This window comes from Methylobacterium frigidaeris (genome assembly GCF_022179185.1).
In the GTDB taxonomy this organism is placed as follows: domain Bacteria; phylum Pseudomonadota; class Alphaproteobacteria; order Rhizobiales; family Beijerinckiaceae; genus Methylobacterium; species Methylobacterium frigidaeris.
This window is the reverse complement of the sequence record NZ_BPQJ01000060.1, coordinates 1-23,292: the sequence shown is the minus strand read 5'-3', so window position 1 is coordinate 23,292 and position 23,292 is coordinate 1. Positions and strand designations below refer to the sequence as shown.

Annotated in this window: 21 protein-coding genes and 9 pseudogenes; 13 read left to right on the top strand and 17 right to left on the bottom strand. The window is 61.3% G+C overall.

Annotated elements, in window-relative coordinates:
• Positions 1 to 57: 57 nt before the first annotated feature.
• Positions 58 to 167: pseudogene (locus tag MFF64_RS32700) on the top strand (IS5/IS1182 family transposase); the annotation flags it as partial.
• 610 nt (positions 168 to 777) lie between these two features.
• Here MFF64_RS32700 and MFF64_RS32695 read toward each other — a convergent pair.
• Positions 778 to 987: a hypothetical protein gene (locus tag MFF64_RS32695; RefSeq protein WP_133123061.1), complete on the bottom strand. Its 210-nt coding sequence runs from the start codon at positions 985 to 987 to the stop codon at positions 778 to 780.
• Positions 988 to 1,241: 254 nt separating this feature from the next.
• Here MFF64_RS32695 and MFF64_RS32690 point away from each other — a divergent pair.
• Positions 1,242 to 2,059: pseudogene (locus MFF64_RS32690) on the top strand (IS5 family transposase).
• 348 nt (positions 2,060 to 2,407) lie between these two features.
• Here MFF64_RS32690 and MFF64_RS32685 read toward each other — a convergent pair.
• The 4 genes and pseudogenes from MFF64_RS32685 to MFF64_RS32665 form a co-directional block, all read right to left on the bottom strand.
• Positions 2,408 to 3,151, bottom strand: a complete 744-nt coding sequence (locus MFF64_RS32685; RefSeq protein ID WP_099900095.1) for a class I SAM-dependent methyltransferase — start codon at positions 3,149 to 3,151, stop codon at positions 2,408 to 2,410.
• Positions 3,152 to 3,642: 491 nt separating this feature from the next.
• Positions 3,643 to 3,891: pseudogene (locus MFF64_RS32680) on the bottom strand (IS66 family transposase); the annotation flags it as partial.
• Between the two features lie 159 nt (positions 3,892 to 4,050).
• A pseudogene (locus MFF64_RS32675) lies at positions 4,051 to 4,740 on the bottom strand (IS630 family transposase); the annotation flags it as partial.
• A gap of 449 nt (positions 4,741 to 5,189) precedes the next feature.
• A complete protein-coding gene (locus MFF64_RS32665; protein ID WP_099900093.1) occupies positions 5,190 to 5,972 on the bottom strand; it encodes a glycosyltransferase in 783 nt (260 codons plus the stop codon).
• 189 nt (positions 5,973 to 6,161) lie between these two features.
• On the opposite strand from MFF64_RS32665, the pseudogene MFF64_RS32660 reads away from it, so the two are divergent.
• Positions 6,162 to 6,386: pseudogene (locus MFF64_RS32660) on the top strand (helix-turn-helix domain-containing protein); the annotation flags it as partial.
• Between the two features lie 142 nt (positions 6,387 to 6,528).
• Here the strand turns inward: MFF64_RS32660 and MFF64_RS32655 are convergent.
• The 3 genes and pseudogenes from MFF64_RS32655 to MFF64_RS32645 all read right to left on the bottom strand — a co-directional run bounded on the left by MFF64_RS32655 (position 6,529) and on the right by MFF64_RS32645 (position 10,697).
• Positions 6,529 to 6,942 (bottom strand): hypothetical protein, encoded by a 414-nt coding sequence (locus tag MFF64_RS32655; protein ID WP_238193417.1) that lies wholly within the window; start codon positions 6,940 to 6,942, stop codon positions 6,529 to 6,531.
• A gap of 278 nt (positions 6,943 to 7,220) precedes the next feature.
• A pseudogene (locus MFF64_RS32650) lies at positions 7,221 to 7,660 on the bottom strand (transposase); the annotation flags it as partial.
• Between the two features lie 67 nt (positions 7,661 to 7,727).
• Positions 7,728 to 10,697 (bottom strand): glycosyltransferase, encoded by a 2,970-nt coding sequence (locus tag MFF64_RS32645; protein WP_238193416.1) that lies wholly within the window; start codon positions 10,695 to 10,697, stop codon positions 7,728 to 7,730.
• Between the two features lie 550 nt (positions 10,698 to 11,247).
• On the opposite strand from MFF64_RS32645, the pseudogene MFF64_RS32640 reads away from it, so the two are divergent.
• A pseudogene (locus MFF64_RS32640) lies at positions 11,248 to 12,084 on the top strand (IS630 family transposase); the annotation flags it as partial.
• Here the strand turns inward: MFF64_RS32640 and MFF64_RS32635 are convergent.
• From MFF64_RS32635 to MFF64_RS32620, 4 genes and pseudogenes are all read right to left on the bottom strand, one after another.
• A pseudogene (locus MFF64_RS32635) lies at positions 12,075 to 12,251 on the bottom strand (IS630 family transposase); the annotation flags it as partial. The pseudogenes MFF64_RS32640 and MFF64_RS32635 overlap by 10 nt on opposite strands.
• A gap of 1,039 nt (positions 12,252 to 13,290) precedes the next feature.
• Complete coding sequence (locus MFF64_RS32630) at positions 13,291 to 13,488, bottom strand: alpha/beta hydrolase (RefSeq protein ID WP_099900547.1); 198 nt, start codon at positions 13,486 to 13,488, stop codon at positions 13,291 to 13,293.
• Between the two features lie 180 nt (positions 13,489 to 13,668).
• Complete coding sequence (locus tag MFF64_RS32625) at positions 13,669 to 14,022, bottom strand: HigA family addiction module antitoxin (protein ID WP_238193415.1); 354 nt, start codon at positions 14,020 to 14,022, stop codon at positions 13,669 to 13,671.
• Positions 14,023 to 14,033: 11 nt separating this feature from the next.
• Entirely contained in the window at positions 14,034 to 14,315 is a 282-nt protein-coding gene (locus tag MFF64_RS32620; RefSeq protein WP_238193414.1) for a type II toxin-antitoxin system RelE/ParE family toxin, read from the bottom strand.
• 74 nt (positions 14,316 to 14,389) lie between these two features.
• Here MFF64_RS32620 and MFF64_RS32615 point away from each other — a divergent pair, with 74 nt between their 5' ends.
• The 7 genes from MFF64_RS32615 to MFF64_RS32585 all read left to right on the top strand — a co-directional run bounded on the left by MFF64_RS32615 (position 14,390) and on the right by MFF64_RS32585 (position 16,932).
• Complete coding sequence (locus MFF64_RS32615) at positions 14,390 to 14,854, top strand: hypothetical protein (protein ID WP_238193413.1); 465 nt, start codon at positions 14,390 to 14,392, stop codon at positions 14,852 to 14,854.
• A 120-nt stretch (positions 14,855 to 14,974) separates the two neighbouring features.
• Positions 14,975 to 15,136, top strand: a complete 162-nt coding sequence (locus MFF64_RS32610; protein ID WP_238193412.1) for a hypothetical protein — start codon at positions 14,975 to 14,977, stop codon at positions 15,134 to 15,136.
• A gap of 64 nt (positions 15,137 to 15,200) precedes the next feature.
• Entirely contained in the window at positions 15,201 to 15,638 is a 438-nt protein-coding gene (locus MFF64_RS32605; RefSeq protein WP_238193411.1) for a hypothetical protein, read from the top strand.
• Between the two features lie 42 nt (positions 15,639 to 15,680).
• Positions 15,681 to 15,959, top strand: coding sequence for a type II toxin-antitoxin system RelE/ParE family toxin (locus tag MFF64_RS32600; RefSeq protein WP_099900535.1), 279 nt, complete (start codon positions 15,681 to 15,683; stop codon positions 15,957 to 15,959).
• Between the two features lie 16 nt (positions 15,960 to 15,975).
• Positions 15,976 to 16,284 carry a HigA family addiction module antitoxin gene (locus MFF64_RS32595; RefSeq protein WP_099900532.1) on the top strand — a complete coding sequence of 103 codons (309 nt, stop codon included), beginning with the start codon at positions 15,976 to 15,978 and terminating at the stop codon, positions 16,282 to 16,284.
• Positions 16,285 to 16,291: 7 nt separating this feature from the next.
• Positions 16,292 to 16,741, top strand: a complete 450-nt coding sequence (locus MFF64_RS32590; protein ID WP_238193410.1) for a hypothetical protein — start codon at positions 16,292 to 16,294, stop codon at positions 16,739 to 16,741.
• Entirely contained in the window at positions 16,738 to 16,932 is a 195-nt protein-coding gene (locus MFF64_RS32585) for a hypothetical protein (RefSeq protein WP_238193409.1), read from the top strand. Before MFF64_RS32590 ends, MFF64_RS32585 begins: the two co-directional genes overlap by 4 nt.
• Positions 16,933 to 17,148: 216 nt before the next feature.
• On the opposite strand, the gene MFF64_RS32580 is transcribed toward MFF64_RS32585, so the two are convergent.
• Complete coding sequence (locus MFF64_RS32580) at positions 17,149 to 17,490, bottom strand: hypothetical protein (protein ID WP_238193408.1); 342 nt, start codon at positions 17,488 to 17,490, stop codon at positions 17,149 to 17,151.
• A gap of 842 nt (positions 17,491 to 18,332) precedes the next feature.
• On the opposite strand from MFF64_RS32580, the gene MFF64_RS32570 reads away from it, so the two are divergent.
• On the top strand, positions 18,333 to 18,542 hold the full coding sequence (locus tag MFF64_RS32570) for a hypothetical protein (protein WP_099904570.1): 210 nt from the start codon (positions 18,333 to 18,335) through the stop codon (positions 18,540 to 18,542).
• 717 nt (positions 18,543 to 19,259) lie between these two features.
• Here the strand turns inward: MFF64_RS32570 and MFF64_RS32565 are convergent.
• From MFF64_RS32565 to MFF64_RS32550, 4 genes are all read right to left on the bottom strand, one after another.
• Positions 19,260 to 19,955, bottom strand: a complete 696-nt coding sequence (locus tag MFF64_RS32565) for a metallophosphoesterase family protein (RefSeq protein ID WP_099904568.1) — start codon at positions 19,953 to 19,955, stop codon at positions 19,260 to 19,262.
• 60 nt (positions 19,956 to 20,015) lie between these two features.
• On the bottom strand, positions 20,016 to 20,492 hold the full coding sequence (locus MFF64_RS32560; protein WP_099904572.1) for a Ros/MucR family transcriptional regulator: 477 nt from the start codon (positions 20,490 to 20,492) through the stop codon (positions 20,016 to 20,018).
• 184 nt (positions 20,493 to 20,676) lie between these two features.
• Complete coding sequence (locus MFF64_RS32555) at positions 20,677 to 21,213, bottom strand: Ros/MucR family transcriptional regulator (protein WP_099904566.1); 537 nt, start codon at positions 21,211 to 21,213, stop codon at positions 20,677 to 20,679.
• A 214-nt stretch (positions 21,214 to 21,427) separates the two neighbouring features.
• Entirely contained in the window at positions 21,428 to 22,528 is a 1,101-nt protein-coding gene (locus tag MFF64_RS32550) for an RHE_PE00001 family protein (protein ID WP_238193407.1), read from the bottom strand.
• A 160-nt stretch (positions 22,529 to 22,688) separates the two neighbouring features.
• Between MFF64_RS32550 and MFF64_RS32545 the strand changes: the two are divergent.
• Positions 22,689 to 23,292, top strand: a pseudogene (locus MFF64_RS32545) (integrase); the annotation flags it as partial.

Genomic DNA, 23,292 nt, shown 5'->3' with positions numbered 1-23,292 from the left:
TGAGCGGCATGCGTCGCGGGCGTTAGGGAAGTATCTGACGCTTACCCGAGTGCCCTGATGTGGACGCCCGCCGCCCGCGCCGATCTTGCGCGCGCCCCCTGCCGTATGCAACCTGCCTCAGCGATGCCGAATGGGCTGTGCTCGCACCGTTGCTACCCGCTCCGGCTCGCCAACGTATCCGTCCGCGCTCGCCTTCTTCGTGCTTGCCGCCGCCATGATCCTCGTCAGGCGACTCGCGCGAGCCTTATGAAACGGGGTCTAACTTCGACTTTGGCCAATTGCCCGACCCGTGTGAGCGTGCGGGCAGATTTGCCGGACTGCGAACGCGTCGCTTTCGGTGACCGCTCACGGTCTTGCTCCAGAGCGCAGGTGCGCCCTCCGTCCCGCGTTCCGAAGCTTGGCGGCCTCAATCCAGGCCGCAGCGGCCCTGCCAATGCTCCCGATGGCGTTTCGTCATATCGCAGGTGGCGCGGTGACGCGCCAAAAGTCGACCTTTCACGCCGCTTCCTCAAGGGCGGCGTCCTAATCGCGTCGACCTAATCGGCCAAAGTCGAGCTAACGGCATCGGAATAAGCCCATAGATCGGGTTCCCGTCAGGGCTCTGACGCGCGCCCGGTGCGTATGCGGGTGGATCAGCGATCAAGTGTCGGTGAGGGTGGGGTCCAGGCCTGAGGGTGGTGTTGCGGCGGTCTTTCGTGCCGCGATCAACCTTTCTGCGTCGTCCAGCCGGACCAGGACGATCTCCCGGTACAAGGTCTGGACTTGGCGCACTGGTAATCAGCCGGAGCGGATCCACGCATAGAGGGTCCACAGCGCTCGATCGAGGCGATGGGCGAGCTCCGTCACCGTTACCTCGCCCTCGCGCTGCTCGATCTCGGGGCTGGGCGACAAACCGCCGGGTGCCACTCCCATCCACACCATGATCACGCGCACCTTCGCAGCCGTGAAGCCCGTGCCATCGGCGCTCAGCCAGCCTTCTGCCGTCAAGGTCCGCGCAATGGCGGGCGGACGCTGACCCGCTTACCGCGAAGTCCCTGATCCGCGAATGCAACGCCGGGCCGCGGGAGAGCTGGTCGGTCCAACGCACCAGGCGCACGAAGTGGTGCGTCGGCTCTCGCCCACCGGCCCAGGTGCAGACCAAAGTGGTCTGTTCGCTACCTCTTCGATCGAGAGGACCACGCGCTCTAGGGCGTCTCTGCAAAGGGGTTCACACGGGCGGGATGAGCCCCCACGTGACCGGGATGCGACGCTTTGAACTGACCGACGCGCAGTGGGAGCAGATCGCTCCGCTGCTGCCGCCGCAGAAGCCCCGCACCGGCCGGCCCGCCGAGGATCACCGCAAGGTGCTCAATGGCATGCTCTGGATCCTGCGGACTGGCGCGCCCTGGGAGGACCTGCCGGCGCGCTACGGAGCTGTCGGGACCGTGTCGAGCCGGTTCTACCGCTGGCGCAAGGCGGGCGTGTTCGACCGGGTGCTGCAGCGCCTGCAGGCGCAGGCGGATGCCCGCGGCGACCTCGACTGGGACCTGCACTTCGTGGACGCGACGGTGGTGCGCGCCCACCAGCACGCCGCCGGCGCCCGCCGGTCTGGCGCCATCGGGGGGTGAGGGAACGGTCGAGGGCGTAGGCGAAGCACTCGGGCGCAGCCAGGGCGGGTTCTCGACCAAGCTGCACCTACGCGCCGAGGGCGGGGGCAAGCCGATGGCGGCCGTCCTGACGGCTGGCGAGCGGCACGAGCAGTTTGCACTGGACGCGCTGATGGACAAGGGCGCGGTGCGGCGGCCGTCCCCGCCTGCGTCCGCGCCGGGCGGCGGGCGACCGAGGCTACTCCAGCCCACCCGCCCGCTGCCGGCTCAAGCAGCGGCGGGTCGAGCCGGTGATTCCCACCCGCAAGGATCAGCCGCGTCAGCCCGACTTCGACAAGGCCGCCTACCGGAAACGCAACAGGGTCGAGCGGCTAATCAACCGGCTCAAGCAGTATCGCCGCATCGCCACCCGCTACGAGAAGCGCGCCACCAACTACCTCGCGATGGTCACCCTCGGCATGGCCATGCTCTGACTCACATGAGTTTGCAGAGACGCCCTAGCATCAGTCGAGCGATCTCCTTGCGCTCGGCTGGCGTCGCCGTGGGCGCTCGCCAGATCGCGGGGATATCCTCGGCCAACTGGTGGATCGCCTCACGCTCGAACGCCGTGAGCTGAGCACCGCCGCCGAGATGGCATTGGCCGTGATCGGCCCGATGCCGGGAATTATCAGAAGGCGGCGGCCGGCGGCATCGTTCCGGCACCAGGCCACGATCTCCGCCTCCGCTCACCTCACCTCACGGGCGGCCTCCTCGATCCCATCAATGAGGCGTCAGATCGCTGATCTCCCCAGTTCCGGCATCGCATCTTGTAACGGCAAACCCTAGTTGATGTCAGGCAGCGGAGCTTTGTAACCGATCAGGATCTGATTACACTCATCGCGAATGCCAAGATCCATGTTCTCGAATGTCTGCATCACAAAGTACATACCGGAAGCATTACTTAACTGCGAGGAGATATCGTAGCCCCAATCGACAGTTACTAGTGCGCCATCACCGCTGACTGGATTGCCGTGGTACTCGGGCTCCAGCAAATGTTCAATCTTGCCATCCACGAGACGAGCCCGACGACGTGAGGAATTGAACCGCCGCACAACTGGCACCGACATCAGCGTGCTCCCCCCTGGCTTGAGCGTGCGTGCGATGTCGGCAATTGCGGCTAGAGGGTCGAAAACATGCTCGAAAACGTCCTGAGTGATAACAAGGTCAAACATATTTTCTTTAAAAGTCTGCTTTTCAAGATTTTCAACCTGATACTTTTTACATGGCAGCTTAGTCCCTGTGACCAGGTGGCCGAGCGGAAGGTCGTCCTCGTACTGAGATGCAACGTAATGCGTGCACTCTACAGCCAGCCTACGACTGACGATATCCCATCCTGGCGAACTTTCGTGGATTACAAGCTGTCGCCACTTGGGAAATGCCCTATTTAGAGCAAACCAGAGTGCCCTGTTTCGCGACACTGAGCCGCATCTGATGCATTGCATTGATCTATATGTTTTCGAGTCTTTTAGCTCAAAAGTTGTATCATTTTCACATAATACGCAGTGACCAGCAAACGTCGTCTGCATTAAATCACTCCTTGATCCGCGTCACAGACGCCAAGCTGCCCATGACGCCCAGAAAGGAGTTTTCTAGGGCGCCATCGTGCCTTCCGGATAAATCCACAAATGTGGGCGGCGATGCAGCTGAACGTTGTTAGGACAGGGCGCGTTGGGTGATCGAGGAGCATGCCTCGCGCTTTCCTAGCGCTTTGAGCGAGCACAACGCTCCTCCTCCCGGAGGATGTGTGATGCACGCGATCCACCCCAACGCCCTTCCTGCGCGCTGAAATCGCCCGCTCTCATGAGCCCTCCAGCGTCCTCAACCGCCGCATCGGCACCTCCCTGAACCCTCACCACTTTGCCACAAACTTCGGGCGCAGGACACTAGTGCACTGACTCAGACGGATGGTGCAGCCTGGCTGTCGAGGATGGCGGCGGCGGGGTAATCACTCAGGGGGTTTGGCTCGGTGCACGAGCCGCCTGGTGTTGTCTATGAGGACGTGGAGCGCGGGCAACGATCAGGCGCCGATAGTCTTGAGGAGGGTGGCGAAGGTGTCGGCGCCCGAGAGGCGAGTGGTGTCGACGACCGTGCGCACGTCCGCTTCGCCGGCGGCCGCCCACATCGCCCGATAGCCGTTCGTCACTTTCCGCTGCACCACCGCCGGGCGTAGCGCGCGCTCACACCCGTTGTTAGTGACCGCCACGCGGTCGGGATGGTCGAGGAAGACCAGGAGCTGATCGCGGGCTCGCCCGATCTTGGCTCGCAGCACCAGCTCGATCAGCTCCTCCTTGCTCAAACGCTCAAGATCGCTGCGGCCTATCTCACGAGAGAATCAGCAAAATCGGCTCTCGGCAAGAGGCCCCGCGAGCGCCCCCATCGGACCCTCGCCGGCGTCACACCGTGACCGAGCCCACCCCCTGGGTAATTACGCGGCGGGCTTGGTCCAGACGAAGGGCTTTGGCCTGTCGTTGTGCTCGGCGATGTAGCGCTTGATCGCCGCCTGCAGGTCGACGATCCCGGTGAACGTGCCTCGCCGCAGTCGCCGACGCGACAGTGCCGAGAAGAAGCCCTCGACGGCGTTGAGCCACGAGGCGGAGGTCGGGGTGAAGTGGAACACGCAGCGCGGGTGGCGCGAGAGCCATGCTCGGATCTTTGCGTGAGTGTGGGTGCGATAGTTGTCGAGCACCACATAGATGACCTTGCCGGCCGGCACTGCCGCCTCGACGGCGTTGAGGAAGCGCAGGAACTCCTCGTGGCGGTGACGCTGCATGCAGCGGCCGATCACCGTGCCCTCCAGCACGTTGAGCGCCGCAAACAGCGTCGTGGTGCCGTGGCGAACATAGTCGTGGGTGCGAGTTGCCGGGCGTCCTGACGCGAGCGGGCAGTCGGGCCGGGTGCGTTCGAGGGCCTGGATCTGGCTCTTCTCGTCCACCGACAGCACCACCGCATGGCGAGGCGGGTCCATGTAGAGGCCGACGATGTCCTCGACCTTCTCGGCGAAGGCGGGGTCCGTGGAGCGCTTGAAGGTGCGCATCCGTTGCGGCTGCAGGCGATGTTCCTGCCAGATGCGCTGGACCGAGCGCAGCGAGATGCCGGTCGCGGCCGCGAGGGCGTGGCCGGTCCTGCGCCTGCTGCAGTGGCCAGCGCACTTGATGGCATGAGCCGGGCCGAGGCGGCGCGAGCGGCCGGGATTGAGCGACAGGCGCTCTGCGAGGCCGTCAAGCGCTTCAACGCCGAAGGTCAGGGTGTGGGTACGCCCACCGAAGGTGGCTGGGGGTGGCAAAGGCGTGAGGCGAGGGCAGCCCGGGGCCACAGCTCGCTGCGGCTCATCCCACAAGGGAATCAGCCCGACCGCGTCACCGCAAGGGGTCACCGCGTCAACCCACCTCGACCGTGCGGGCCGCGGCAGGCGCTATCAGTCCCAAACCCTGTGGGTAATTACCTCTTTCGCCTCCACCGGCTTGACGTTGCTCGTGGTTTTGGTCGCAAATACACCTGATTTACTAACAACATAATCATTGATGTTATGTACCAATAAAGTGCGAACTATTTATATTTATCTCTCTAAAAACTTCGGCGATAGCTGCCAGCCTCAATCATGTATTTTGCATAACCTTCTGGGTTGCGCCGGTAGATACTGTAGAGCGCCGCTCCGAACCGCAGTGGGTCGCCATCTTCCATCTGGTAATGGTGGATGACGCCGGGCTTGGGGCCGTGGAAATGCAGGATTGTCGCCTCGTCCTTGAAGCCCCAATACGGCTTCCAATTGTATCGAAGATCAAGCCTGTCGTACCTACCATGGTAGACGGAGTTCAGGGCGCCCTGGTCATCGTGTGGGGCCATGTTGACGATTTGGTCTTCGACGTGACGCACTAGCGCCTCGCGCGTCGCGCGCAAACCCGTCAGGTTCATGAGCATCACGCCTGAGTTGAAGTAGCTCCAGTCATCCTGATGGTGCTCGGGCGCGCAAGCTAGAAACTCAGGCCGCTGGCTGAACGGCTCGGGGTTGCGCCGGAACATGACGTCGATGTCAGTGTAGAGAACGATCTCGTCACTCAAATCGAGCATTGGGATGTCGCATCGAAGCCAATGTCCACTGAATGTGTCGGAGTTGAGCTTGTGCTTGGCCCTCACGATTGGCCACAGGGATGCCCTATGCTCAATAATCGTGACGCCGGCTTGCGCCAGAGCTGCGATGCGCGCCTCGACTTCCGCGGGCTTGTCGCCATGATCGACCAGGCAGAACGGCTTCAACTGAGTATTGCGGAGGGCCGAGTTGACCGTCACCTGAAGTTGGTCCCAGGCATACCGCAGGCCGTGCTCGTTGACGGCGAAGTACCATTTCATAGCGCCTCCTGGCGGCCCCACCTCTGTATGCCCGATCTTCGGGTCTCGCCGCCGCCCAGATACGCAAGTTCCCGTCCGACTGTCCAGGCGCAGGGCCAGGTACGCTAAGGACACTGCCACCCACGGCTGCAGACGGGATCGGCTGGCTGTAATTACCCAGGGGGTTTTAGCGCGGCAGCGTTCGGCGACTGGCGCTGGCAACAGCGCTACGCCGAGGAGGGGGTCGACGGCCTGCTGCGCGACAAGACCCGCCCGCCCGGCAAGCTGCCCCACTCCACCAGCACCGTCGCCGAGGTGCTGGCGCTGACCTGCTCCGAGCCACCCGGCGCGGTCCCCCACTGGACCGTGCGCCGGCGCGGCTCTCGCTTCGCGTGCCGTCGCAGTTCGGCAACCGACGCCAGATCAGTGCAGCGCGAACTCGTCCTGCGCGTGCCCACCCACAATCTTGCCCTGCTCACCGAGGTCATGTGAGGATTTCAACAGTGCGTTAAGCGCTATAAAATCCAGTGAGCTTTCATACTCTGCGAGCATTTGCAACCTATGGCGTAATCACGTATTAAGCAGTAATTTTGAACAAAGAGAAATCTTTATATGGCATTCGCCCCTCTTCTGCGCCAGACATGAGAAAATGTGTTTGGGCATTCGGTATGTCGCCACTTGAGATTGCCATTTTGACATCAGGATAAGTATTCAGGTAAAAATTTTCATCAACTTGGATATTATACGGTAGCTTACCTTCGAAGTAGCCAAATCTTAAATAATGATCCTTTGCCGATTTAAGATCTCCGTTTCTGATTGCCATCAGAACATCTTGGTGCCTATCGAGATACCAAGCTTCGTCGACGTTAACTTTTTCAAGGAGACATCTTATTATATTATAAAACATGTTTTGCTCTATCAAAAAAGCGCTCTCTTTGCTACTCAAAGCAAAGCTTTTGATTTGAGATTTCATATTAGACCAAAGCATCATTTTTCTCCTGTGACATAGGATACCCATTTGAACTTCGGACGTTTTCTCATGTAAAATAAATTACAAACATAAAACCTCGATGTGGACAAAACTATGGTACGTCCAATAAATCTTGCAGGAATGAATCGCCATCTGCCAGGTGGCCTAATCCGGAGTATTTTCCACACCACGCCGTGCCTTTGGAGTAGCTGGAGCATGTCGCCTCCTCCTGAGATCCGCGAGGCGTGCAGCGTCTTGGAGGCCCCCGCCTGCGTCCCTCTAAGGTGAGAGCAAGCGTTGTACCTGGGCACGCCGGGCAGCCGATCGAGCAATGGGAGAGCGTGAGGTAGTTCGTGCGCCTGACCAGGTGCGATCCGGAAGGCGAAAGCCTGCCCTCGTCCGTCAGCCATCACGCAGACCTTGATGCCAAAGCCGCCACGCGAGCAACCAAGAGCCTCACAATCCGCTTGCTCGGCTCCTGATCCCTCATTTAAGCGGCGCCAGCCGCTTTCTGATGAGCGTGGATGTTCGAGCCGTTGAGAATCACCATGCCGAGGGTGACGCCGCGGTTCTGCACGAGGTCAAGCGATCATTCCCAGACGCTGGAGAGCGCCCAGCGCATGAAGACCTAAGCCGCCTGCTACCACCGTCCCAACTCAGCCGGGACGGCACGCCAAGCGGCGCCGTTCCTATGTCGCCAAAGTATGGCCGAGATGATGCGGCGCATGTCCTGGAGCGGGTACCCACCATAGCCATACGCATCCGACAACTTCCAACCTCGACCCTAGATTTGCGCAACTTCAATGTTAATTTTGCTGAGTAGTATCGTAATACTCCATCAGTAAATGCTTGTATAAAAATCTTTTATACTCCTTCCTATTTTTGTAAATCTCTAGTATAGGCGATGATAACAGAATATTGTTCAACTCGGCTGGATCATCTATCAGATCTGGATTCAGGCGTAGGCCCTCATTGGAAGCGCGCAGACGCTCAGCCTGCGCTCCAAGGTCAAAGACGGCCGGCGGTATGCCTGCTGCCAATGCGAGCGACAAGGCGTAACAATACGTTTCAGGCCACACAGATGGTATTAATACAAGGTCAACCCCCAGGATCCGCAGCAGGTCCATCGCCTCACCGTCGGTTTCATACGGGCCGGTCTCAGGCACCCCAACGGCTGCCAAGCGGTCCGTTATGTCGGAGTAGCCAATGATCCGGTATTCGATCGGCAGGTCTCTGATCCGGGCATCTAGGGCGAGGTCGTGAATGACACGTGAGCCCTTATGAGGACCGATTGCCCCAACCGCCGCGATCAGGAGGACGGTCGAAGGATCCTTGCCCACCCCTCGCCTGGCTGACGCAGGCGATGCCGGCCGGTGAACAGCCGGTAGAACTTCCTCATGCGGCCTGATCACAATTTTGGCGTCAGGCAGGTGGGGCCGCAGGCGCTCCGCTATGTCGGCCGAAGGTGCGAACACCGCTGTGGCGTCAGCGAGGAAGCGAGAAAAGGCCTCTCGCCGCATGGCTGGATCCACCACGCCTCGGCTCTGGTGGTCGATCGCGATGCACTGGCGGCAGGTCTCCGGCTCGGGGAGGCCGCAGTATCGTGCCAGGGGTGTGACAAGATTATTGCGGTGACAGACAGGCGAATAATCATGTAGTGTATAGTAATAACGTTTCGCTTCTTTGATTATCCGCATTAGACATTGCGTAGACTCCCAATCAAGCCCAACAAACGACTGAACATGCACGATCAAGGGGTTTAGCCATTCAAGGAATGCGGAAATCAAGTGAGCATGCTTGTCGATGTGAAACTCAACAAAAGCAAATGTGGGTAGAGCACGCGTTGTGAACGGAGAAAACTCAAGCTTGAGCGTACGAGATCCTGAGACCTTGAGCGTAATGAGTTCAACTTCCTCGCCAGCTAGGCGTGCAGAGGCATCTCGGATGTGAGTGTCGATGCCACCACCAAGGCCATGAGAAATGAACACCGCCGTTCTCGATCCCAGGTGTTTCGCAATCCGGTAAAGGTCGAGCCGGATGCGGGCTTCCTTACTGGGGTCGGCCGTTATGTACTGATATACATGTGACTTATAGTCAGGATGTTTCCTGAGAAGCCGTTTCTCGATGTCCGAAAAATCTGTCACGTAAGTGCTGTCAAACGACACGCCACCTGCATGATACACAAATATATCGTGTGCCATCAAGTTCCGGTAGCCGGCCTTCTGGGCTCGCATGCAAAAATCATTCTCTTCGCCGTAGCCTCGCCCGAAGGTCTTGACATCGAACACACCAATAGCGTCGAGAACAGAACGTCGGATAAAGAAACAAAATCCGACTCCGGTCGGAATTTTCGATGACATATGACGACTGCAGGATCGAGCATAGGCGTCGAGTTGCTCAATAGATATTTCTAATTGAAACCTATTGTTGTGATTAAACTGAGGATAGCTGCAAATTGTTGCATTGTTGGATAGCGGTGTGATAGTGGCTGCGTCTGTATGAGCTTGAGCATGCCAAAGCATGCGGTCGATCCAATCTCCGTATGGAACTGCATCCGAGTTGAGCAGGATGACATCTTTACTTGCGGAATGATCGAGAGCCTTATTAACCGAAGCTACAAAGCCGAGATTGGTTTCATTGCGTATGTATAAAAAATAATTTCGATCGGCCAACCTGCTGATGGCCTCGTTCAGTTCAGCCTCTGGTCCACAGTCATTAATAACTAAGAGGGCAAACCTGCTTGTCTGCGGGTGTGCTAGTACGGAGTGGATAGCCCTGAGTGTCTCATCGTACCCCTTGTATACGGGAATAATAACGACAACGTCGGCAGATGCAATGTCAGCCGCAGGAACTGCTTTCGTCCACTCGTCAGCACTCGGTGCAATCACAGTCGGCCACAGGCGCGTACCGATGGGATTCGGCTTGAACCCCTGTGCACGGCCCTCAGTGACATAATGGTACAGCGGGTTGGTTCCGGGCTCAAACTCCGCATGATACGTTTCTTTATAGTACGTTGTCCAAAAAATTTCTGATGGATTACGTCCCTCTTTGTAACCGTAATGTACATAATGAAATAGCGGATCAATACCAGCCTCTCTTACATCGGCATAACTATTAAGATAATATACCGAATCAAAATCATTAGATATTGATTTTAAAATATGATCAAAATTTGTCTCTTTATTTTGAAATTCCTCATAACTATGATCTATCTTAACTAGAGTTTTATTCTCGTCAAGCAGTTTATATGTAGATATGAAATGATAAAATGGACATAAGTCTCTGTTAACTAAGTGACTGTGTCTGATAAGATGATCATGAGACTTAAAATATTTATTTGGCTCAAATCCTTGTCGCCAACCAGTGGTCACATAATGCGTCAAGGGATCTGGGACAAAGTTAAGTTTATACATATTAACATAAAATTTTGCATCAAAGAATGGACGTATTACGTTCTTCTGTATAGAAATAAATTCGTCATTAGAATATACGACCGTTTTCTTATTCTGTAGCGAAGAAAGATTGCTGAAATGCTGTAGAGGATTTATATTTTTATTATCGATTCCGAGATATTTATCTTTGTAAAATAGTGTAGAAAATGATTGAGAAGGATCACGGCCTTCACGCCAGCCGTAAACCATGTAATGCTCGAATGGATCACTTCCATTCGCCGCAACATCTGGATTGGCTGAAAGATAGAAACTAGCGTCAAATAAGGAAGCAGCCTTCCGATGTTTACGCCAAAATTTAGTTTTTTCTCTGATTACCTTATTCATCGTATTTTCTACCATCTCCTACTGAAAATGCGCGCCATCCTACCTTTGTTGCCATTTTATTACTAATATTAAAATTGACGTTATTATACGCTAAATCGGAATACGTTTTCTTTTGGCAGATATATCTATTGATGACATGGCATTGCATTTGATGAATCTATTTTGATATTTCAGGTGGCTGCCAGGCGAAGGATTTGTCTCGACGTTAAGGATTCGAGCTATAGCATGCAGTCATATTTCCAACTGTGACTGGAATGCAACCTCTTCGTGCGAATGCCGCCCGGAGTGGGCGTGATATAATTGCAAGCCCCCGTTTTCGATGTGCCTGACGTGGGTCATGGCAGCCAAAGCGAGAAAGGTGAGCGCGGACGAGTCCTTGGTTCCCTGATCATGGGTGAGTCTGCAGCGGTACTTGATCTAATCGAACGTTCACTCAATCACTCATCGGCTCGGCTGAATGGCAAAGCGTTTCTAGTGGTCTGAGTTAGAAGAGGTTTGACAGTTTATGCGGGTGGGCGGATCGTCGGGTGCTTCCTGATGGAGGTGCGCCATGTCGCGTGGCCCGAAGGCAGTCGCTCTCGATCTCAGCGAGCAGGAGCAGGGTGAGATCCAGCGCCTGCTGCACCGGCACGGGACCGGCCAGGCGCTGGTTTCGCGCCTGCGGATCATCCTGGCCTGTGCCGAACCGGGCGCGACCAACCTGGGGGTGGCGACGGCGCTGGGGGTTAGCCGCCAGACGGTGGCGCTCTGGCGGGGCCGCTTCGGCGCGCATCGGCTGCAGGGGCTGGTCGACGCGCCGCGCTCCGGAGCGCCCCGCAGCATCGATGACGAGGCCGTCGAGCGCCTGGTTGCTCTCACTCTGGAAGAGGCACCGGCCAACGCCACGCACTGGAGCACCCGCGCGATGGCGCGCCGTACGGGTATGAGCCAGAGTGCGGTGTCACGCATCTGGCGCGCCTTCGGTCTGCGGCCGCACCAAGCCGACACCTTCAAGCTCTCTGCGGATCCCGCGTTCGTGGAGAAGGTGCGCGACGTGGTCGGCCTCTACCTCGCCCCACCCGATCGCGCGCTGGTGTTGTGCGTCGACGAGAAGCCGCAGATCCAGGCGGTGCAGGGCACGGCGCCGGCCTACCCACTGCGGCCGGGTCAGGTCGAACGAACGACCCATGACTATCGCCGGCATGGCACGCTCGACCTGTTTGCCGCCCTCGACGTGAAAGCCGGAACGGTGATCGGGAGCTGCAAGCCGCGTCATCGCAGCGTCGAGTTCCGCGCCTTCCTGGAGCAGGTCGAGAGCAGCGTCGCACGCGATCTGGAGGTGCATCTCGTGCTCGACAACCTGAAGACGCACAAGACGACCCTGGTGCATGACGGGTTGGCCGGCCGGCTGACGCCCGCCTGCTGGGCGACGTCAAGGACGCAGAGGCGCTCGGCCGAGAGCAGGATGATGCGGGCGCGCTGGGTGTGCTTGAGGGGCCGCCCCCGATCGGCGACGATGGCGGACAGGCGCGTCAGGTCGGCGGCGCTGGGGATCACACAGACAGTCTGAGCCATGCCCTCAGACTCGCATGGCTCAGGCCTCCCGTGAATCCTCTGAATGCGTCAATGCAATAGAACGCCAAACGGCCCCTCTCCTTGCCGGGAGAGAGGCCGTGGCGCCGCCGAAGCAGGGCGTTATCGGAAAACAATGCACCTCCGATATCGCCACGCGCACCCTCGGGTGTCAAGCTGGAACGCGAGTTCCGGCTGTGGCCTCTGCCGTGTCGGCGTACATCGTCTCGACCGAACAACCGGCTCAGGCGGCGGATGCTGCACCTGATGCCGAGAACTGCTGCCCTCTGCGGGCCTGGCCGTACATCGGCTGAGGCTGCTTCCGGACAGGACTGATCGAGATGCTCGCATCTACCATTCTCGCCCGCGTCGCCCTGCTGCTCGCCTGCAACATCGCTGTCCTGCTGGCAGTCAGCCACTGATACCGCCGCGCCTTCGAACGGACGCGTTCGAAGGTGCCAGGCAAGCCCGAACGGGCGCCGGCGCCGATGCGCCGGTCGCCTTCGCATCGACACGGCGATGCGAAGGCGCGAGGGTATGAGAGCGCCTACCTCCCTCAATGTGAGGTATTCCGGGCCGGGCACGATCGTTGCATAGAGACGTTTCTCTCGTGTCAGAGATGGAGCTTTGCAGTGCCAGTCATTCGCAAAGAGCAGAGCTACGATGGCCGCTGGACGGTATTCATCGGCACTCAGGTCGTCATCTCAGACCTGAATGATGCGCAAGCCGAAGCTCTAGTTTTATCCTACCGGCGCGTCGTATTGGACGACAAAGCGGCTTGAAGATCGAACGGCTCATCCGTCTGAAGCCAAAGCCCACGCCAGTGCGCCCTCGACTATAGAGCGGGACGTGCATGCTGCGCTGGGTGAGCAGCGGTAAGCATCAGCCATCCTTTGGTCCTCTCGGCGCTAATAGCCCTTAGGGCGGCCAGGACGGCGCTGCCGAAAAAAAGCTGGTCACGATGAAGCTATTGGCGGCGATGAATGCGTTTCTGAGCTTGAGAGTCGGACAACCCCGCCGCCAGCCGCCTTTTTAATTGCGCTCACCGGACTTCCAGCGCCTCCTCGATAAAGCTGCGCGCCTGCTTCCAGGCTGGCGCAGACGGCGTGACTAGATCAAAGTGACCGGCCTCCGGGACGCTGACCAGCCTCGGCTCGGTCGTGGACTTGCCCTTGAGGGCGCGGGCATAGTCATAGGCGACCCAGGGTGGGACCAGCCGGTCTAGCACGCCGCTGACCATGATAACGCGCCTAACGCCTTGTCACACGTGACTGCATCACGGGTAAGTGGTCACGTGGCCGTAACGCACTGTCACGTTACTGGGACAGGTGCGGGACACTGGCGGGACACCTCCGCCGGAGGGAGTTTGGGGCTCGGCATGAGATGCGATCCCGAAAGCCGGGACAGGTGCGGGACAGTCTCACGCCGCCTCCGGAACGGGCTGGATCCCCTCAAGCTCGGCCCCAATCTCGGACAGCAGCGTCTCGCTCTCGAACCGGGTCTGGAGGTTTAGCCAGAACAGGTGCGAGGTGCGGAAGTAGCGGCCCAGGCGCAGGGCCGTGTCGGTGCTGATGCCGATTTCCTCCTTCACGATCCGCTCGATGCGCGAGCGCGGCAGGTTGAGCGCCTTGGCGACCGCACCGGCCGAGAGGCCGAGCGGCGCCATGAACTCCTCGCGCAGGATCTCGCCAGGGTGGACCGGCGGCAGGACCGTGACGCCCTCGGTATCGTCGAAGGACCGCCGCAGGGCGTCGAGCGTGATGGTGTCCGACATGGGTTCCTCCCTCAGTGGTAGTCCGTGAACTCGACCCGCTCCGGCCCAGCATCGGTCCAGACGAAGCAGATCCGGAACTGCGCGTTGACCGCGATGGCGTGTTGCCCGGCGCGGTCCCGTTCGAGCGGATGCAGCCGGTTCGAGGTCGGGATTTTCAGGTCGTCCAGCGAGGTCGCGCCATCCAAGGCGATCAAGCGACGGCGAACCGCCTTGAACAGATCGGCCGGGAACCCCTTCGGGCACCGGCCCCGGAACACGGCTTCCGTCATGCGGTCGTGGAAGCTCTGGATCATCACGCCCGCCGTGTTGCATCGAATGCAACATGTATCACCCATTGCAACATGAGCGTCAATAGGGCCAGCCAACCGTGAAGGGCAGAACGCCCGGCACCCGCGCCTTTCCCGTCGCGACCTCGTCGCCCTGGGGTGTGAGACGGACGACGGTGCATTCCCCGGCCACCCTGGCGCTCCCTGTGCCCCTGCCTCTCCTCGCACTCCCGGCGCCGCGTGGCCCGAGCCCGCTGCTGGCCGCGATCGAGACCCACCGCAGCGCCAACCTCGCCGTGACGCAGGCCGTCGCCGACTACGTGCGGGCCGAGGAAGACAGCACCCCCGACGAGCGCCTGATGCTCGCCATCGCTGATCGCGCCAGCGACGAGGAGGCTGCCGCCCTCAACGCCCTGCTCGCCCTCACCCCGGCCGACCCCGATGAGGTTCGCACCCTCGCGACCTATCTCGCCGAGGTGGCGCAGGACTTTGACAAGCAGACGTTCGGCGCGTGGCTGTTCGAGCGCTTCGCCGTGATGATCGCCAGCGCCAAGGCTCAGGCGTGAGGGCCGGGCCGAGGACCGCCACCGCTCGCCGCCGCCGCCCCGCAGGCGCCCCAGGCCCGCACCTACTTTCCTGCGCCCATCTACGGGCGCCACGCCCCCACGCTGCCGCCCGACGAGCCCGTGCCGGGCGAGATCGAGCCGTGGGAGGCCGTCACCGCCGTCCGGCCGGACACGGCCCACGTTCGCGCCCTGCGCTTCCTGAGCACGGCCGGCGACCTTCTCGCCGCCGTGGTCCTGATCGGCGGCGGCATGGGGCTGATCGGCCTCGCCACGCACCTCTAGCGCCTGCTGCCTCGATAGGCCGTCATCTCGTCAACTTGCTATCAAGCTCACAGGATCACTTGCAATGAAGCTCGTCCTCAAGCTCCCCCGCCGCAACCCCGACGCTCCTCGCCCGTCCCTGCGCGAGCGCTACGCCGCCCTGAAGGGCTCCGCCGCCAAGGTCATCGGCAAGGGGCCTGCCCGGTTCAGCCCGCCGAAGCCGGTCGGCGCCGGCAAGCCGTCGGCCACCCTCGCTGCCGCCCTCGCCGCGCACGAGATGGCCTATGGCTATGCCCTCTACACCGAGGCCTACAGCCTGCCGGATCTGGCCAAGCGGCGGCAGGCCGAGGAGGCGGCTTTCCGGGCGCTGCTCCACACGCCGCTGCACTCGGACGCTGATCGCGCCGCCTACGCCGCGGCCGCCATTTCGCGGCAGATGCACTCCCTCGGCGACGCCAGCGCGACCGACGCCCACAGGGCCGCGCGGAGGCGTTCGGCGTTTCAGGAACACCCAGCGGCGTAAGGCAATGCTTGACATTGTAAGGCTATGACTTACAATTCTGACATGATCCGGTCGTTCAAAAACAAGGGGCTCCGCCTCTTCGCTGAGACAGGCGACGCCAGAAAGCTCAGCGTCGAGAACGCGGATCGGGTCCGGCGCATCCTGTTGCAGATCAACGCTGCAACGAAGCCTGAAGACATGAACCTCCCGGGCCTCCGCTTTCACGAGTTGAGCGGCGACCGAAAAGGGACATACGCTGTCAACGCCAGCGGCAATTACCGGATCACCTTCCGGTGGGAGGCCCCTGACGCAATCGAGGTGGACCTTGAGGACTACCATTGAACACGGAGTATTCGTCATGAGCGGCAATCCCCTTCTAGCCGGCCTCGCACCGGCCCACCCGGGCGAAGTCCTTCGGGAAGACATCCTCCCGGCCGTGAACCTCCCCAAGACCGAGATTGCCCGACGGCTCGGCATCTCTCGGCAGACCCTCTACGACATCCTTGAGGAGCGTCAGCCGGTGACGCCGGCGATGGCCCTGCGCTTCGGTCGGCTGTTCGGCAACTCGGCCGAGTTCTGGGCCAACCTTCAGCGCGACCACGACTTGCGCACCCTGGAAGCTGGCATGGCCGACGAACTCGCCGGCATCGAGCCGATCGCGGCCTGAGCCATGGATGGAGGCGCCCCTGAAATCGGTACAGAATTCGCACCGGAAACCCCTGTCGACCTCTACCGCCTCGCCATCCACGAGGCGGGGCACGCCGTCATCGGCCGTGCGTGGGCGCATCATCGCCGTCCAATCTGGACGCGAGGCGGAAGCGGAGATCCTGGGACCGCCGTTCGCCTCGGATGACGATGACGACGATCACCGAGTGGCGGAAGCGCTGGCCGAAGACCTGGGGCTTGAGCCCGAGGCCGAACCCGCCGCCCTGGCCCGCCTCCGCCGAGCCGCCTGCCAGCTCGTGCGCCGGCACCGCGCCGACATCGAGACGATCGCTAGGATGCTGATGGAGCGAGGCACCCTCCCCGGCGAGGAGATCGACGCCGCGTTGCCTCCCGGGTTCATGGCCCGGCCGGTGACGTGGTCGCTCGCCCTCGCGGAAGTCGAGGAGGCAACCCCGTGACGAAGGACGAGGCGAAACGCGAGGCCTTGAGGCGGTGGCGTGAACTGCCGCCATCGGAGCGGCAGACAGATAGGCAGGCCGCAGAATTCGCGATGAAGCTGCACCTCTCTTGGAATTTGCGCTTTCGCAACTCGGCGGACGGCAATCAGCACATCAAGGGATGGCTCATGGACGCGAGGGGCGAGCCCTGATGCTCTGCCCGTTCACGCCTTGAGGTTCGGGTAACCGCTCCCCGTCATCCTGCGCATGGGCCTCGTCGCGTATCGGCCCACCAGCCCCGTCAGGCCGCTCGGCCGGCGGGGCTCGCTGTTTCGAGTTCCAGCGCTGCGCACCGTCGTCGGCTACATTCGGCGAGCAAACGCTTTCAAAGGGCACTCGGGGAGCGGATTTCTATAGCTACAATCAGCTCAGACGCCTCCAATGCGCCGAAATAACCATCTTATTTGCTCAACTATCTGCAAAAAAGGCACCTTTATTTTTCCAAAACCACCCTTATCTCCGAGAATTCGTCTCGCTGAAGATATCTTTTGGAAATCTTGCCTTGTTGCGCCGCGAACTCTCATAAAATCCTCTGATCTTCTCAGCCTATCAATCATAAAAAGTCTTGATGCGCCTGCATCAAGAGCCCCTTCCATTCTCATATCATGAACTAGTTGAATAGTTTCATCGTCAAGATCGGCAGGTAGAAGATCGGACATCTCATAATGCCCAGCATTGTAAAAAGAAGTGGCTGCCACAAAGACAGCCACCCACACGGATCATATCTTCGGGCCAAAAACCCTGTTGGTCGTTGAGTTAGCCGCCGCCGCCATTGCCACCACCGCCGCCGGCACTTCCGTTCGGCACAGGGCGTTCTGGTAGACGCGCGTTGCCGCCGGCCGCGGAGTTGGTCGTGATCGTCTCAGCGCCCGTGGCACCTGGGGCGATGATCACGTCTGGTACGTTGCCAGTCGTGTTAGATTGGCGTTCGATGATGGCACCTGTCGCCGCCGGATAATCTGCCCCAGACACTCTGGGGGGCAGGGTTTGGGCAGAAGTAGCGCCGATCATAGACAAAGTAATAACTGCACCAGAGAGCATGAATTTTGCGCGCATAAAGGTGGCCTTTCCTGTGCTAAGCCGCTAACAATGTGCCACTAGGAGGGTTCAAAATAAATTTTCTTAACATACGTTCAGATTTAACCTAGGATTGAAACAGAGCACTGCGAGACGGGAGATAGCCTCGTCCAGCTGACAGCGGCCGGCGACGGGCCTTCTTCATTGAGGGGAGTGCCTCAAGTCGCCGGGTACGGTCTCTGGAACAAGTCACTCATGACCTTGCACCGAAACAGGGTGAGTCAGCGGCGGCGCTGATGCTCGTCGCGGTCGCGCAGCATAAGGTTGTCAGCGTTCATCTGGCCGTTCAGCGAACCGCTAAGCGTGTTGCTGCATGTCAACGCTGGTGTTCGGCCGCGTACTCGGCGGCTACCAGAATATCGAGCGCGTGCCAGGGTTTCGGCTTGAATGTCGCTGAGGAGGCAGATGATCGACTCAATCTGCGAACCACCTCAGAGCCCGCTCATTGGTTTGCTCCAGGCGTAGGAGCACGCAGATGATCGACCTGACCAAGAGCACTGATCACGCCAACGACCACCCGCATGACCCCGGTAAGGCCAAGGCCGATCTTGCGGCTGCTAGTGCTCCCGGTCAGCTGAAACCGGGGGACGATCTTGAGGAGCGGCAGGATCAGCTGCTCGACGAAGCGGTGGAAGAGACGTTCCCAGCCAGCGATCCGATCTCGCCGAAGCGGATCACCAAGTAGGCGCGCACCGGAAGCAATCCCCTGCTTTGTGCAAGAAAGTGCCACCTGCCCAGGGATGGCGCATAATTGCGCTTGAGGAGGGCAGAGGAGGGCGCTAAGACCTTGCTCCCAGACAGAAAAAAGCCGCCCCAGAGAGCGGCCCGAAGTCTAGGGAGGAAACGCCCAAAGAGGGCACAACATGACCGCGACGCCATCGCGGCCGTGCATGGGGCATGTTTCCCATGCTTTTCTGCATCGCACCATACGACCTATGTCCCAGTAGCCATGCGCACGATGCATGGTTGCGCTAACCATTTGTGCGCATCTAGGTTGTAGAGTGGTGCCGAACCGGAGCAGCCGACGTGAGCGGGTCAGTCCTGCTTCGCGCCTGCCCGATCTGCTGGGGAGGCGAGAGGATCCCGAGGCGTCTCCAGGCCTTCGCGGGCCGCATTCGAGAAAACCGTTTGGCCACCCGGGCCAGTGTCCTCGCGCCGGGGCGGATCCCTCAGCCACCTCCAGACCGCGGCCCCTCCGCCTCCCACCAACTCGGCGACCTTCTCCACACGATGGCGGCCTCGCTCCCGAACTTGGTGATGAGAACGGCCCGGCGATCTTCACGGGCGCGGTGAGCCGCCTCATCGGCGCCGAGAGCATCTGCGAGAGCGAGGCGGGTCCGCTCATCATCGGTCACGGGATCGCTCCTGCGGTGCAGCGGCTCCAAATTGCGAGCGCCCGAGATCAGGCAGCTGGCTCCGAACCGAGCCCGAGTTCCAGGGCGGTCGTCCCTACGACCTCGATCAGGTCCACAGGCCCGCCTGCGATCCCGTCGTCGAAGACGCCAATCACGAGCCGGCCCGAGCGCCAGGCGCGGGTATCGAGGTTGGTGCGGAAGCGGCGCCGGTCGGGGCCGTCTTGGACCGGCGTATGCCCGTGCACCACGTGCTTCCCGAAGTCGTGCTCGAGCTCCAGGAAGGCGTCCCGGATCCAGAGCCGATCCTTGCGCCGCTCGGGCTCGATCGGCTTGTCGGGCCGCAGCCCGGCATGAACGTAGATCCGGTGGGCATCCTGGTGGAGCGTCGGGAGCGCTGCGAGCCACGCTCGATCCTCGGCCGGGACATCGTCAATGTGGTTGATGCCGTAGCTGGCGAGCGTCTCACGGCCACCATTCATCACCCAGCGCCAGAAGCTCTCCCAATCCTTGCCGGCGCGAACCATCATGTCCTCGTGGTTGCCGGCGAGGCAGACTACTTGATCGGGATCCTTCTGCTGCATCAGGCGGAGCAGGTGGACGATCGCGGCGCTCTCCGCTCCGCGATCGACGTAGTCTCCGAGCGTGACGATCTTGCCGCCGCCATGTCGCTTGATCGCATCGAGCGCGGCGCAGAGCAGGTCGTAGCGGCCGTGTAGGTCGGCGATGGCGTAGGTGCGGCTCAATCGGTTCTCCTGGGGAGCAAAATTTAACGCCCCGCTGCTTGGCGCGGCGGGACTGGAGGGCTATGCGGCCTTCCGACGGGACTGGCCGAGACCAATGCTCTTGGCGAGATCCGAGCGAGACTTGGCATATGCCTCGCAAACCATCGGGTAATCGTGCGGGAGACCCCATTTCTGCCGGTACTGCTCGGGCGTCATTCCGCGGCTGGTCAGGTGGCGCTTGAGCGACTTGTACTGACGGCCATCCTCCAGGCTGATCAGGTAGTCCGGGGTCACCGTCTTCTTGATGGGCACCGGCGGGGTCAGCTTCTCGGATTGCTCGGCCACCGCCTGCCCCAAGTTCGTCAGCGAGGTGTGGACCGACGCGATCAAGTTCGGGAGCTCGGAGACCGGAACAGAGTTCTTGGACACGTAGGCCGACACGATATCGGCGGCGAGCTCAACGAAAGTGGTCGAATGGCCTTGTTCTTGTTGCGACACGGAAAGCTTTCCCACTGCATGGCTCGGTTCACGATCGAGCAATGACACCGTATCGAGCATCATACAGGGTCGCACAACCCTAAGGAGGCGATACGCCTACCTGATCCAGTGGAGCACGACATCCTCAACGGCGAAATAGATGCCGATGGAGGCGATCGCCAAACCTCCCGCAACGAGGAGCACGCCCGAGAGCGACAGCGTGCGCCGGGCACGCTGTCGCCGCCATGGGTTTGTCGGGCCCACGTCACTCGGCTGCGCTGGCCCCGGCCTTCTTCGGTCGGCCGCGGCGTGCCGGCTTAGAGGCCACCGGCGCGGTGACGACGGGATCGGGTGTGATGCGCTTCTCAGCCGCCTTCTTGGCTGCCGCCCGATCACGCCGGAGCTGGCCGAGGCCGAGGCTCTTGGCGAGCTCGGAGCGCTGGGCCGCGTAGGTGGTCGCCACCATCGGGTAGTCGCGCGGCAAGCCGTACTTCTGGCGGTACTCGTCGGGGGTCAGGCCGTTCGAGGTCAGGTGCCGCTTGAGCGACTTGTACGACTTGCCATCGATGAAGCTGATGATGGCGTCCGGGGTGACGGACTTGCGGATCTGGGCCGGCGTGACCTTGTGATCCTCGGCCGGTGCGGCGGCGGGTTGGCCGAGGCCGCTCAGCGAGGCGTGCACTGAGGCAATCAAGCCCGCCAGTTCGGCGACCGGAACGTTGTTTTTGCTCACGTAGGCCGACACAATATCGGTCGTGAGGTCGATGAATTCAGGCTGTTGGGCTTGGGGTTCGTCCGACACGTAAATCCTTCCTGACGCCAGGATCCATCCAGATCCGAACACGGAAAGTTCTATGGAGGACCTCCGACGCCGGGCAAGTCCCTGCCGGTATGCGACCTCCGGCAATCCCAAGGATAATCTCGTTCGTCAGTACTTTATCGCACCGGACCGCTGCCATCGACGGCAACTTCTGCGACTGCGAAGCTCATGGAGCCAAACCACTCGTGACACCAACTCACAAGATCCCCCATGCCCGGTAGCGTCCCCGCCCGGTGAGCTCGCGCAGGCCGAGTTCGGCCACGAGGGTCTGGGCGGCGCGCGGTGTGATGCCGAGCTCGTCTGCGATGGTGGTGGTGGAGACCAGCGGGCGGGCGAGCACGAGCTCGATGAGGCGGGGCAGGCTGGAGTTCCCCCGCCTGCCCCTCACCTTCGCCTGCAGGACCTCGCGCGAGAGCATCCAGCGGTCGTGATCGCTCATGCCTTGCTCCGCACCGGTCGTGACGGCGCCGAGGAACGTCAACCAACGGGAGGACGGATCGCGCGCAAGCCAGCGGTCGCGCGGTACGCGGCGCAGGGCGCTGGCGAGGGCGGGCAGGTGGTGACGAGCCTTGCCGCGGGCACGCAGGAGGTCGGCGGCGAGGAGCGGCCCGAGCCAGGCGCGGTGCTGAAGCGGCTCGAGGGCGTTCCAGGCGTCGACCGCGACGGTGGCGGCCAGGACCGATGGAAGGGTGCGGGTGTCGGCGACCACTTGGCGCCAGGCGGCGAGGCGGTCGCTTTCGCCCCATTCCGGATCGTAGACGAGCGGCGACTTCTCCCTCACTGGGCCGGTGTCGGCGAGGAGGCGGCTGGAGCGGGTGATCAAGGCGTCGATGTCGGCGAGCTCGGCGGAAAAGGCGTCGTCGATGTTCGCGAGATCTCCCTCTCCGTCGGCGCCGTCGACCGGCAGCACGGCTGGTGCCGGTGCTTCGCCCTGATCTTCGGCACCATCCAGATCCTCGGATAGGGCGGCGAGGCCGGCGGGATTGGTGGCCCAGCCGGGGTCGGCGGCGGCGATGCGGCGGCGGGTGCGCAGGACGGCGTGGGCACGGATGAGTTCCTGAGTAGGGGCGTGCCGGTCACGACCGGCGTCGTGGAGGACGAGGTCTTCGAGGAGCACGAGGTCGCCTTGAAGGGCGAGGCTGGCGCAGGCGTCGGCGAAGTGCGTGCGGGCGCACCAGCCGTGGCGGATGGGGCTGGTGGCGAGGCGCTCGTCGAGACGCGCGAGGGCGTCCTCGGCGGCGGCGATCGGGGCGGCGAGGGCGGCCCAGGGGAGTGGCTCTGGCAGGTAGTAACCCATTGCGAGGCTTGTACCCATCCGTCGTGACGGAAGCGAGGTGGGAGTTCGCTTCCCGCATCTGTACGAGTGTGTGACCTACCTCCTGACCATTGATAATGTCCCCTTATCGATGATGATGGACGCGTGGCTGGAGATCGGCTTGAATGCGGCTTGAACCCCGATGTCCGCGCCGTCCGCCATGCCCGCTCCCACCCCTGCCTTCCTCCCGGATCCGACCCTCGCCCGAGAACGCGACCTCGATGCCCTCGCCGGCCTCCTGCCGTTCGACGCTCGCGAGCGCCTGGCCGTCCTCCTCACCGACGAGGACGCCGCCACCCTCAAACACCTCGCTCGCTCCGGCATGGGCGCCAACACGCTGCGCGCCCTCGCTTCCGACCTCGGCTACCTCGAGGCCTGGTGCCTGGCGGCCATCGGCCACCCCCTGCCCTGGCCTGCCACCGAGGCCCTGGCGCTGAAGTTCGTTGCCCATCACCTCTGGGATCCGGCCGAGCGCGAGAGCGATCCCCGCCACGGCATGCCCAGCGCCGTCGAGGATGACCTCCGGTCCCGCGGCCTGCTCCGGGTCGCCGGTCCGCACGCGGTCTCGACCGTGCGCCGGCGCCTCGCCCACTGGTCGACCCTGCATCGCTTCCGCGGCGTCGAAGGACCGTTCAAGGCACCACGCCTCCGGACCGCCCTATCTCTCGCCGTCCGGGCCAACCGGCGGCCCCGCACCCGCAAGAGTCAGCGGGCGGTCACCGCCGCGGTGATCGAGAAGTTGCTCA

What these genes read in the sequence shown, in the direction of transcription:
- MFF64_RS32570 (WP_099904570.1), top strand. Translation starts at nt 18,333, where the DNA reads ATGATCGACCTGACCAAGAGCACTGATCACGCCAACGACCACCCGCAT.
- MFF64_RS32590 (WP_238193410.1), top strand. Translation starts at nt 16,292, where the DNA reads ATGGAGGCGCCCCTGAAATCGGTACAGAATTCGCACCGGAAACCCCTG.
- MFF64_RS32665 (WP_099900093.1), bottom strand. Translation starts at nt 5,972, where the DNA reads ATGAAATGGTACTTCGCCGTCAACGAGCACGGCCTGCGGTATGCCTGG.
- MFF64_RS32560 (WP_099904572.1), bottom strand. Translation starts at nt 20,492, where the DNA reads ATGCTCGATACGGTGTCATTGCTCGATCGTGAACCGAGCCATGCAGTG.
- MFF64_RS32655 (WP_238193417.1), bottom strand. Translation starts at nt 6,942, where the DNA reads ATGATGCTTTGGTCTAATATGAAATCTCAAATCAAAAGCTTTGCTTTG.
- MFF64_RS32645 (WP_238193416.1), bottom strand. Translation starts at nt 10,697, where the DNA reads ATGAATAAGGTAATCAGAGAAAAAACTAAATTTTGGCGTAAACATCGG.
- MFF64_RS32595 (WP_099900532.1), top strand. Translation starts at nt 15,976, where the DNA reads ATGAGCGGCAATCCCCTTCTAGCCGGCCTCGCACCGGCCCACCCGGGC.
- MFF64_RS32625 (WP_238193415.1), bottom strand. Translation starts at nt 14,022, where the DNA reads ATGTCGGACACCATCACGCTCGACGCCCTGCGGCGGTCCTTCGACGAT.
- MFF64_RS32630 (WP_099900547.1), bottom strand. Translation starts at nt 13,488, where the DNA reads ATGGTCAGCGGCGTGCTAGACCGGCTGGTCCCACCCTGGGTCGCCTAT.
- MFF64_RS32550 (WP_238193407.1), bottom strand. Translation starts at nt 22,528, where the DNA reads ATGGGTTACTACCTGCCAGAGCCACTCCCCTGGGCCGCCCTCGCCGCC.
- MFF64_RS32600 (WP_099900535.1), top strand. Translation starts at nt 15,681, where the DNA reads ATGATCCGGTCGTTCAAAAACAAGGGGCTCCGCCTCTTCGCTGAGACA.
- MFF64_RS32620 (WP_238193414.1), bottom strand. Translation starts at nt 14,315, where the DNA reads ATGATCCAGAGCTTCCACGACCGCATGACGGAAGCCGTGTTCCGGGGC.
- MFF64_RS32605 (WP_238193411.1), top strand. Translation starts at nt 15,201, where the DNA reads ATGAAGCTCGTCCTCAAGCTCCCCCGCCGCAACCCCGACGCTCCTCGC.
- MFF64_RS32685 (WP_099900095.1), bottom strand. Translation starts at nt 3,151, where the DNA reads ATGCAGACGACGTTTGCTGGTCACTGCGTATTATGTGAAAATGATACA.